We start from the raw sequence: 7,322 nt of genomic DNA, 5'->3' as shown, positions 1-7,322 counted from the left end.
ACGGTTGTGGCGCACGTCTTCGGTGAACGCACTCTGGCCACACTGGAGCGTCTTCTGAGCCTGCTGTCGGCCTTTGAGGTCGTGGTATGGATGACGGATGGCTGGCCGCTGTATGAATCACGCCTGAAGGGAAAGCTGCACGTTATCAGCAAGCGTTACACTCAGCGCATTGAGCGACATAATCTGAATCTGAGACAACATCTGGCAAGGCTGGGACGGAAGTCACTGTCGTTCTCAAAATCGGTGGAGCTGCATGACAAGGTCATCGGGCATTATCTGAACATAAAACACTATCAGTAAGTTGGAGTCATTACCCGAAAAGCAGCTATGGACAGAAACTATCTGGCGTCAGTCCTTGCGGAGAGCGGGCTTTCGTAGTCTTACCCCGACTCTCCCCCAGCCTTAAACACAACCCCCACTCACCGCAACCTAAACTCATCCGCATCCTGCCATGCCGGAAACTTTTCTCTATATTCCCGCAATGCCATCATCGACAGCTCCGCATCAATGCGCGTTGCTGATGCGCGTCGGCAGTAGCGATAATCTCGCCTTGTGGATTAATCACCCGGCTGTCACCGCGATAATGGCAGCCGTTGCCATCGCTGCCGACGCGATTGCATCCCGCCACATACGCCTGATTCTCAATCGCGCGGGCCGTCAGCAATGCCTGCCAGTGCAGAGAGCGCGGAGCAGGCCAGTTGGCAACGTAGATGGCGAGGTCATAATCGTTGAGATTGCGCGACCACACCGGAAAACGTAAGTCGTAGCACACCAACGGCAAAATACGCCAGCCGCGCCATTCCACAATCACTCGCGCATTGCCCGCTTTATAATGTAGATGCTCATCTGCCATGCGGAACAGATGACGCTTATCATAAAAATGTACCGTGCCGCCCGGCTCAACCAGCAAAAAGCGGTTAACCGAACCAGACTCCGTTTGTAATGCAACACTGCCTGCAATCAGCGCATTGCACTGCTGCGCCTTAGCTGTCATCCAGTTCACTACGTCATCTTGTGCTAGCGACGAAGCTGCCGCTTCCATGGCAAAGCCGCTGGTAAACATCTCCGGTAGAACGATCACATCGCGCCCGGTAATACCTTCCAGTTGACGATCAAAATGACGCAGGTTGGCAGGGCCATCCATCCACACCAGTGGTTGCTGCAAAAGCGTAATCTTCAAACCAGGCACGGTGTACAACTCCTTTATGCGAAGGGTTTTATAACTTTAACACCTTATCAGGCAGTTGCCTTAGCGCAGAATAAATTGATAACAAATGCTGATATTGGAAATATCTGATTTGCAAATTATCGTGTTATCGCCAGGCTTTAGAAGGTTAATAACATGGGCAGGATAAGCTCGGGAGGAATGATGTTTAAGGCAATAACGACAGTCGCCGCTCTGGTCATCGCCACCAGTGCAATGGCGCAGGATGATTTAACCATTAGCAGCCTTGCAAAGGGCGAAACCACCAAAGCTGCATTTAATCAGATGGTACAAGGGCATAAGCTGCCTGCCTGGGTGATGAAAGGCGGTACTTATACTCCCGCACAAACCGTAACGTTGGGAGATGAGACGTATCAGGTGATGAGCGCGTGCAAACCGCATGACTGTGGCTCGCAACGTATCGCTGTGATGTGGTCCGAGAAATCTAATCAGATGACGGGGCTGTTCTCGACTATTGATGAGAAAACGTCGCAAGAGAAACTCACCTGGCTGAATGTGAACGATGCGCTTTCGATTGATGGTAAAACGGTGCTGTTCGCGGCGTTGACCGGCAGCCTGGAAAACCATCCGGATGGCTTTAATTTTAAATAATTAGCGGATAAAGAAACGGAGCCTTTCGGCTCCGTTATTCAATTACGCGGCTTCAACTTTCCGCACTTTCTCCGGCAACTTTACCGGCTTCGTCGCCAGCTCTTCCGGATCAAAGTCATCAACGTTAATACTGCGCAGACGGCTTTCTTCAGCTTTCACCAGAATAGCGGCTTCATCTTTATCAATCAGCCCCTTCGCCAGCGCGTTGTGCGCCAGTTCATCCAGACGGGTAAACGGCAGGTTTTTACCCAGCTCTTTACAGATCCGCTGATGAATTGGGTCGGCGGCAATCACATCCACCAGCGCCTCTTCCAGCAAGCCAACCGGATTATGCTCGCTCGGCGTCAGGTACTGACCGCGACCAATGCGGGAACGGGTGGCGTTCGGCACTTGTAAAATCTTCGCCACTTTATGATCCAGCTTGTCAGAAGGTGCCAGATAATGACGTCCGGTCGGGAAGATCACCACATTCAGCAGCCCGGCAACCACGCGGTTCGGGAAGTTTTGCAGTAAATCATCCATCGCCTGTTCAGCCTGATACAGCGCATCTTGTACGCCCCAGTGCACCAGCGGCAGGTCGGCTTCATTACGGCCTTCGTCGTCATAACGCTTCAGCACGGCAGAGGCGAGGTAGAGCTGGCTTAAAATATCCCCCAGACGGGCCGAGATGCGCTCGCGACGTTTCAGGCTGCCGCCCAGCACTGCCATCGAGACATCAGAAAGCAGGGCGAGGTTGGCGCTCAGGCGGTTCAGGTGCTGATAGTAGCGTTTAGTGGCATCGCCGGTTGGCGTGCTGCTGGTTAAACCGCGCGTCAGGCCCAGCCAGAAGCTGCGAACTTTGTTGCTACCGACGTGACCGATATGTTTGAACAACAGTTTATCGAACGCGTTGACGTCATTGTTCTTCGCCGCTTCCATCTCTTCCAGCACGTACGGATGGCAACGAATCGCTCCTTGTCCGAAGATCATCATGCTGCGGGTCAGAATGTTAGCCCCTTCAACGGTGATGGCAATCGGTGCGCCCTGGTAAGCACGCGCCAGGAAGTTGCTTTGCCCGAGCATAATGCCTTTGCCACCAGTGATATCCATCGCATCAATAATCGACTGCTGCCCGCGGTGGGTACAGTGATACTTAACGATAGCCGACAGCACGGCAGGTTTTTCGCCGAGCATAATGCCGTAGGTAATCAGCGATGCCGCAGCATCCATCACGTAGGCATTACCGGCAATACGCGCCAGCGGCTCTTCAATCCCTTCCATCTTACCGATAGAGATTTTGAACTGACGGCGAATGTGAGCATACGCGCCCGTTGCCAGCGCTACCGATTTCACGCCGCCGGTTGAGTTGGAAGGCAGGGTGATGCCGCGGCCTACCGAGAGGCACTCCACCAGCATCCGCCAGCCTTGCCCGGCCATTTTCGGCCCACCGATGATGTAATCGATCGGTACGAAGACATCTTTACCGCGCGTCGGTCCGTTCTGGAACGGTACGTTCAGCGGGAAGTGGCGACGACCAATTTCCACGCCCGGCGTGGTGGTCGGGATCAGCGCACAGGTAATACCTAAATCTTCTGCGCCACCCAGCAGCTTTTCCGGGTCGGAGAGTTTAAACGCCAGCCCAAGCACAGTCGCAATCGGTGCCAGCGTAATATAGCGTTTGTTCCAGGTCAGACGCATCCCCAGCACCTGCTGGCCCTGCCATTCGCCCATGCAGACAATCCCGGTGTCCGGAATCGCGCCCGCATCGGAACCCGCTTCCGGGCTTGTCAGTGCAAAGCAAGGGATCTCCTGACCACGCGCCAGACGCGGCAGATAGTGATCTTTCTGCTCGTCAGTGCCGTAATGTTGCAGCAGCTCGCCCGGGCCTAATGAGTTCGGCACGCCGACGGTAATCGCCAGGATCCCGCTTACGCCGGAGAGTTTTTGCAGCACGCGAGACTGGGCATAAGCTGAGAACTCCAGTCCGCCGTACTCTTTTTTGATAATCATCGCGAAGAAGCGATGCTCTTTAAGGTACGCCCACAACTCCGGCGGCAGATCCGCCAGCTCATGAGTAATCTGGAAATCATTCGCCATCCGGCAGGCTTCTTCTACCGGGCCGTCGAGAAACGCTTGCTCTTCGGCGGTCAGGCGCGGCTGCGGATAGTTATGCAGCTTTTTCCAGTCCGGCTTGCCCTGGAACAAGTCGCCCTCCCACCAGGTGGTGCCCGCATCAATCGCTTCTTTCTCAGTGCGCGACATCGGCGGCATCACCTTACGGAAACCTCGAAATACCGGCGCGGAAATCATCGACTTACGCATAGGCGCAAAGTTAAATGGCACGAGGATAATGGCCAGAGGCACCAGTACCCACGCCGACCACAGACCAGCAACGCCGAGGGCGGCTGTCCAGGCGAGCAAAATCAGACTGCTGATAAATAAGCTCACGCGGAGATAGAACAACGCGCCGAGCAGGACAACCGTAGCGAGAATACTCAAAATCATCATAACGAAAAGCCCCTTACTTGTAGGAGGTCTGACCACTTGTGATGATATGGTTGTAGTGGATGTAAATACATTTAGCAATGTGTTTACAATATAATTACAACAAAGCTCACATTGTTGCTGTTTTTATCCGCACTTCAGGTCAAAAAGTCCTGGTCATAGCACCTGCCCGTACTTCTCGCTTTTGGCGGTATCCGGTACACTGCATTTTGTCTATTACATTTATGCTGAAGGATATCCTCATGTACCAGGATCTTATTCGTAACGAACTGAACGAAGCGGCGGAAACGCTGGCTAACTTTTTAAAAGATGACGCCAATATTCACGCCATTCAGCGCGCGGCGGTCCTGTTAGCAGACAGCTTTAAAGCCGGTGGCAAAGTGCTTTCCTGCGGCAACGGCGGTTCCCATTGCGACGCTATGCACTTTGCCGAAGAGTTGACCGGTCGCTACCGTGAAAACCGTCCGGGCTACCCGGCGATTGCTATTTCTGACGTTAGTCATATTTCCTGCGTCGGTAATGATTTCGGTTTCAATGATATTTTCTCCCGCTACGTTGAAGCGGTAGGTCGCGAAGGCGATGTACTGCTGGGGATCTCCACCTCCGGTAACTCTGCAAACGTGATCAAAGCGATCGCAGCGGCGCGTGAGAAGGGGATGAAAGTGATCACCCTGACCGGTAAAGACGGCGGCAAAATGGCTGGCACGGCGGATATCGAAATTCGCGTACCGCACTTTGGTTATGCCGACCGCATTCAGGAGATTCACATTAAAGTGATCCATATCCTGATCCAGTTAATTGAAAAAGAGATGGTTAAGTAAGTCTGGCGTAGGCCGGATAAGGCGTTTACGCCGCATCCGGCACTTGTGCGCTGATGCCTGATGCGATGCTGACGCGTCTTATCATGCCTACAAATCTGTACGCGAACCGTAGGCCGAATAATTCGTTTACGCCGCATCCGACCTGAAAATTCTTAAATCAATCTTCGCCGGGGGCCATGCGCTCCCGCTGTTGTGGAGGTTACCCATGTGCGAATTGCTCGGGATGAGCGCCAACGTCCCTACCGATATCTGCTTTAGTTTCACCGGACTTGTACAGCGTGGTGGTGGAACCGGGCCACATAAAGATGGCTGGGGCATTACCTTTTACGAAGGTAAAGGCTGTCGCACATTTAAAGATCCACAACCCAGCTTTAATTCCCCCATCGCCAAACTTGTCCAGGACTACCCGATAAAATCCTGTTCGGTGGTGGCTCATATTCGCCAGGCTAATCGGGGCGAGGTGGCGTTGGAAAATACTCACCCATTTACCCGCGAGTTATGGGGGCGTAACTGGACTTATGCCCATAACGGACAACTGACGGGCTACAAATCACTGGAAACCGGCAACTTCCGCCCGGTAGGCGAAACCGACAGCGAAAAAGCCTTCTGCTGGCTGCTGCATAAATTAACGCAGCGTTACCCGCGCACGCCGGGCAACATGGCAGCAGTGTTTAAATATATCGCTTCACTGGCGGACGAACTGCGGCAGAAGGGCGTTTTCAACATGCTGCTTTCGGATGGGCGCTATGTAATGGCGTATTGCTCGACGAATCTGCACTGGATCACCCGCCGCGCACCGTTTGGCGTGGCAACGCTGCTGGATCAGGATGTAGAAATCGACTTCAGCTCGCAGACCACACCGAATGATGTGGTCACGGTGATTGCGACACAGCCGCTGACGGGCAATGAAACCTGGCAAAAGATTATGCCAGGCGAATGGCGCTTATTTTGCCTCGGGGAGCGTGTAGTTTGATGCCAGTTGTGGCTGCACAACTTCGTGGCTTAACGGCTTGCTGACCACGTAACGACCATTGACCACAGAAACGGTCGGTGGCTTACGGGTTTGCTCAAAGTAGTCGTAACCCGGCTTCAGTTGCTCCCAGAAGTCCTTAAAGTTGGAATATTTATGGCGCTTCATATTGGCGTCGGTCATGCGGAACGGGTAAATACTCACTTGCACGCTCGGCTGACCAAACACCAGCGCACCAGTAACGAACTGGAAGATCTCATCAATACCCTGATTGGTCATTGCGTAGCAGCCGATGGAAACACAATCGCCGTGGATCATCAGGTATTTCCCTTCATAACCATGCGCACGGTCATAGGCATTGGGGAAACCAATATTAATCGCTTTGTAGTAACGGCTGTCTGGTTTTAACTGATTACGCTGGACGCTATAAAACCCTTCCGGGCTTTTGAAATCGCCCTGACGCTGTTTTGGCCCTAAGCCGCCGGAATATTTACAGATTTTATAACTGTCGAGCAGCTGATATTGCTCGCCCATTTTGACGTAGAGATCGAGCGTACGTTCTTCCTTGAAGATCTGGATGTAGACAGGGGATCCCATCAACTGCTGCTTATACTCTTTGCTCACTGGCGTGGTCGAGCTACTGCTGCCCAGCAAACCGGCAAACGAAACACACGGGATCAACAACATCGCAAGAATTAATGCGATTTTACGCATACTGCTTATTCCTTGATAAAACGGTTACACACGCCAGGACGGCAAAATGGATCTCAAATCGGAATAGTCTGGATTTGGAAGGCTCACATTATCACCAAAAGAGTTTTACGCAAGCCTGTCGGCGCAGGGTTTACAAATTTAGCACAGGGGCAGTTTTCAATAGTCCGAAAAGCGCATGTATCATTTATTTCCTAAGATTATGGGTAATGACTCCAACTTACTGATAGTGTTTTATGTTCAGATAATGCCCGATGACCTTGTCATGCAGCTCCACCGATTTTGAGAACGACAGTGACTTCCGTCCCAGCCTTGCCAGATGTTGTCTCAGATTCAGATTATGTCGCTCAATGCGCTGAGTGTAACGCTTGCTGATAACGTGCAGCTTTCCCTTCAGGCGTGATTCATACAGCGGCCAGCCATCCGTCATCCATACCACGACCTCAAAGGCCGACAGCAGGCTCAGAAGACGCTCCAGTGTGGCCAGAGTGCGTTCACCGAAGACGTGCGCCACAACCGT

The 7,322-nt window shown here is 52.7% G+C and carries 5 protein-coding genes and 3 pseudogenes; 4 read left to right on the top strand and 4 right to left on the bottom strand.

What is annotated here, in order from left to right:
- Positions 1-300: pseudogene (locus BGK49_RS06730) on the top strand (IS1-like element IS1X2 family transposase); the annotation flags it as partial.
- 119 nt (positions 301-419) lie between these two features.
- Here BGK49_RS06730 and yafV read toward each other — a convergent pair.
- Positions 420-1,189 (bottom strand): annotated as a pseudogene (gene yafV, locus BGK49_RS06725) (2-oxoglutaramate amidase).
- Between the two features lie 180 nt (positions 1,190-1,369).
- Here yafV and ivy point away from each other — a divergent pair.
- Complete coding sequence (ivy, locus tag BGK49_RS06720; protein ID WP_001308392.1) at positions 1,370-1,816, top strand: Ivy family C-type lysozyme inhibitor; 447 nt, start codon at positions 1,370-1,372, stop codon at positions 1,814-1,816.
- Between the two features lie 42 nt (positions 1,817-1,858).
- Here the strand turns inward: ivy and fadE are convergent, their stop codons facing one another.
- Positions 1,859-4,303, bottom strand: a complete 2,445-nt coding sequence (gene fadE / locus BGK49_RS06715) for an acyl-CoA dehydrogenase FadE (RefSeq protein ID WP_000973134.1) — start codon at positions 4,301-4,303, stop codon at positions 1,859-1,861.
- A gap of 239 nt (positions 4,304-4,542) precedes the next feature.
- Here fadE and lpcA point away from each other — a divergent pair, with 239 nt between their 5' ends.
- Positions 4,543-5,121, top strand: coding sequence for a D-sedoheptulose 7-phosphate isomerase (lpcA, locus tag BGK49_RS06710; RefSeq protein ID WP_000284050.1), 579 nt, complete (start codon positions 4,543-4,545; stop codon positions 5,119-5,121).
- 205 nt (positions 5,122-5,326) lie between these two features.
- A complete protein-coding gene (locus BGK49_RS06705; RefSeq protein WP_000333380.1) occupies positions 5,327-6,094 on the top strand; it encodes a class II glutamine amidotransferase in 768 nt (255 codons plus the stop codon).
- On the opposite strand, the gene dpaA is transcribed toward BGK49_RS06705, so the two are convergent.
- Both dpaA and BGK49_RS06695 read right to left on the bottom strand, forming a co-directional pair.
- The gene (gene dpaA / locus BGK49_RS06700; RefSeq protein ID WP_001225679.1) at positions 6,065-6,805 is read right to left on the bottom strand and encodes a peptidoglycan meso-diaminopimelic acid protein amidase; all 741 of its coding nucleotides are present in this window, start codon (positions 6,803-6,805) and stop codon (positions 6,065-6,067) included. The genes BGK49_RS06705 and dpaA overlap by 30 nt on opposite strands.
- A gap of 217 nt (positions 6,806-7,022) precedes the next feature.
- Positions 7,023-7,322 (bottom strand): annotated as a pseudogene (locus BGK49_RS06695) (IS1-like element IS1X2 family transposase); the annotation flags it as partial.

Origin of the sequence: Shigella sp. FC1544, from assembly GCF_001722145.1 — a bacterium.
Lineage (GTDB): Bacteria > Pseudomonadota > Gammaproteobacteria > Enterobacterales > Enterobacteriaceae > Escherichia > Escherichia coli.
Note: the sequence above shows the minus strand (reverse complement) of the source record. Positions and strands in the feature narration are given on the sequence as shown.

Bases quoted from the DNA above. Each gene is read 5' to 3' on its own strand.
- ivy (WP_001308392.1), top strand. From the start codon at position 1,370: ATGTTTAAGGCAATAACGACAGTCGCCGCTCTGGTCATCGCCACCAGT.
- fadE (WP_000973134.1), bottom strand. From the start codon at position 4,303: ATGATGATTTTGAGTATTCTCGCTACGGTTGTCCTGCTCGGCGCGTTG.
- lpcA (WP_000284050.1), top strand. From the start codon at position 4,543: ATGTACCAGGATCTTATTCGTAACGAACTGAACGAAGCGGCGGAAACG.
- BGK49_RS06705 (WP_000333380.1), top strand. From the start codon at position 5,327: ATGTGCGAATTGCTCGGGATGAGCGCCAACGTCCCTACCGATATCTGC.
- dpaA (WP_001225679.1), bottom strand. From the start codon at position 6,805: ATGCGTAAAATCGCATTAATTCTTGCGATGTTGTTGATCCCGTGTGTT.